The following is a 2,698-nucleotide window of genomic DNA, read 5'->3' on the forward strand; positions in this document are numbered from 1 at the left end:
CAGCCGACTTGGTCGGCACACCTCAAGGTGAGGACGGAAGAAGCTTCCTCCGTTCGCACGCCGACTCGACATCGAGACACATAGGCGCGCCGCTTCCATCTGCCCAATTCATGTTTTATAAGAGAGACATGCAGCAGATTCATCTACGCGGCGTCGATCTCAACCTGCTGGTCGTGCTCGATGCGCTCGTCGCCGAGCGCAGCGTCACGCGGGCGGCGGCGCGGCTGCATCTCACCCAGCCGGCGGTGAGCCACGCGCTCGCGCGGCTGCGGGCGCTGTTTTCGGATCCGCTGTTCGTGCGCATGCCGGCGGGGCTGTCGCCGACCGCGGCGGCGCTGCGCCTCGCCCCCCGCGTCGCCGCCGTGCTGGCCGAGATCGGCGACCTCTTGGTGCCGGGCGACAGCTTCGATCCGGCGACCGCGCACCGACGCTTCACGGTCGGCATGTCGGACTACGCCGCCTTCGTGGTCCTGCCGCGGCTCGCCGCCACGCTGCGCGCGACGTCACCGACGATCGAGCTGGTGGTGCGTCACACCAGCCACGCCACCGGCTTCGCCATGCTGGAGGACGGCACCGCCGAGCTGATCGTCGGGCATTTTCCGAAGCCGCCGGCCCGCATCGCGCGCTCCTCCCTGTTCACCGAGACGTTCCTGTGCGCGGCGCGAAAGGACCATCCGGCGTTCGGGCGGCGGCTGACCCTCGCCCGCTACGCGGCCCTCGATCATCTGCAGGTGTCGCTGTCGGGCGAGCCCTCGGGCGTCGTCGACGACGCGCTACGGCGGGCGAAGACGCGCCGCCGCGTGGTGCTGACGGTCGGCCACTTTCTCGTGGCGCCGGAGATTCTGTCGGCCACGGATCTGGTCGCGACCGAGCCGGCCCGCCTGCTCGGCCCCGCGGCCGCACGGCTCGGCCTCGCCACCGCGACCCCGCCCGTGCCCCTGCCCGGCTTCGACGTCGTCCAGGCCTGGCCGCGCCGCCTCGCCGCCGACGACGGCCTCGCCTGGCTGCGCCGCGAGATCGCGGCCGCGGCGCATCAGGAGGTCTTGCCAATCCGGCACGACCTGAGGTAGTGTTTTAAGATCAAGCAGCTCAGGAGTAGCGGAAATGCCTGAGGTCTTTCCGGGGACAGGCCATCGCTGGCTTGTCGACTTTCAGGCCTTCCGCGTCGAGCTCCATTTCGAGTCCGACACCCGCCTCACCTACACGGGAGTCCGCAGCGACGGCAGCCACGGCGCATCCGAGACCGTGACCATCGCGGTCGAGCCGGTCAGGGACAGGCTGTTCCTGGTCACCTGGCAGGAGGCCGACAAGACCACGGTCGTCCACCTCGAGGACTACAAGACCGACACCATCGTCACCCACATCACCGGGCCGGACAGCAGCTTCTCGATCTTTCACGGAACCATGACCCGACTGTCCTGACCGGTCCGAACGCACGGAGCCGACCATGTCCGAGACGTCGATCCCGTCTGGAATGTCCCGCCGTGACTTCACGGCCGGCGCCGTCGCGGCCACCACCGCCTTCGGCCTGTCGGTCGGTACGGCACCGGCGCAGGGCGGCGCCCGGTTTCGGCGGCACAACATCTCCGAGCCCGGCTTCCCGCCCCGTGTGCTCGACAGCTACAAGAAGGCGATCCGCGCCATGCTGGCGCTGCCGCCGAGCGATCCGCGCAACTGGTACCGGCACGCCCTCGTCCACACCATCGACTGCCCGCACGGAAACTGGTGGTTCCTGGTCTGGCACCGGGCTTATCTCGGCTGGTTCGAGCAGGCCTGCCGGGAGCTCAGCGGCGACCCCGAGTTCGCCCTGCCCTATTGGGACTGGACCAGGGAGCCGCGCGTCCCGAAGGCCATGTTCGACGACGTGCTCACGCCGACCGACCCGGCCTATGTCGCCACCTTCGCGGAGTTCAGGAAGGCCTTCGACGGCGCCGTCGCCGACGTCTGGAAAAAAGCGTCGCCGCAGCAGGTGAGTGCGTTGCTGGTCAGGGGGCTCAGGTTCCCGGCTGATCTGTGGTTCGACATCGAGAACAATCCGATGTTCTTCGACCGCGCCAATGCGCGCGGATTGACGCCGCAGACGCCGGACTTCGACGCCTCGACGGCGCGGACCGTGTCGCTGCCTACCGTTCTGAACGCCTTGGCGCCGCGGGACTTCATCACGTTCGGGAGCGCCAAGACGCTGTTCCACAGCGGCATGACCGGATTCGGCGTGCTGGAGGGCCAGCCGCACAACCGCGTCCACAATTGTGTCGGCGGCTTCTACCTGAGCCCCCCGCGCAGCGGCTTCATGCAGGACAACCTGTCGCCCGTGGACCCGATCTTCTTCCTGCACCACGCCAATATCGACCGGCTGTGGGACGTGTGGACCCGCAAGCAGCAGGGCTTCGGACTTCCGACGCTGCCGACCGGCGGCGACCTCAGCGATTGGTCGAGAGAGCGGTTCCTGTTCTTCACCGACGCCAAGGGCGCGCCGGTCACCCGCATCACGGCCGGCGACTACGCCGAGATCGGCCCCTTCGATTACGACTACCAGCCCGGATCGGGCGAGGAGGTGGTGCCCCGCGCCGCCGGGACGGCGCCCTCCGCCGCCGTGCAGTCCTTCGACGCGCGTATCACCGAGCGGTCGATCACGCCCGGCGGCCGGGCGGGCGGCACCGTGGCGTTACCGGCGCAGGCGCTCGCGGCCCGGGCGGGC

At 69.3% G+C, this 2,698-nt stretch carries 3 protein-coding genes; all 3 read left to right on the forward strand.

Annotation, left to right across the window (positions count from 1 at the left end; all coding sequences use genetic code 11):
* Positions 1 to 128 precede the first annotated feature (128 nt).
* Positions 129 to 1,070, forward strand: a complete 942-nt coding sequence (locus tag CH341_RS30385) for a LysR family transcriptional regulator (RefSeq protein ID WP_111423251.1) — start codon at positions 129 to 131, stop codon at positions 1,068 to 1,070.
* 34 nt (positions 1,071 to 1,104) lie between these two features.
* Positions 1,105 to 1,422: a MoaF-related domain-containing protein gene (locus CH341_RS30390; RefSeq protein ID WP_111423254.1), complete on the forward strand. Its 318-nt coding sequence runs from the start codon at positions 1,105 to 1,107 to the stop codon at positions 1,420 to 1,422.
* A gap of 25 nt (positions 1,423 to 1,447) precedes the next feature.
* The coding region (locus CH341_RS30395) for a tyrosinase family protein (protein ID WP_111423256.1) at positions 1,448 to 2,698 on the forward strand (1,251 nt) is incomplete at its 3' end.

It is taken from the genome of Rhodoplanes roseus (assembly GCF_003258865.1).
In the GTDB taxonomy this organism is placed as follows: Bacteria; Pseudomonadota; Alphaproteobacteria; order Rhizobiales; family Xanthobacteraceae; genus Rhodoplanes; species Rhodoplanes roseus.

Excerpts from the sequence above, each read along its gene's own strand:
- CH341_RS30390 (WP_111423254.1), top strand. The coding sequence starts at position 1,105 with ATGCCTGAGGTCTTTCCGGGGACAGGCCATCGCTGGCTTGTCGACTTT.
- CH341_RS30385 (WP_111423251.1), top strand. The coding sequence starts at position 129 with ATGCAGCAGATTCATCTACGCGGCGTCGATCTCAACCTGCTGGTCGTG.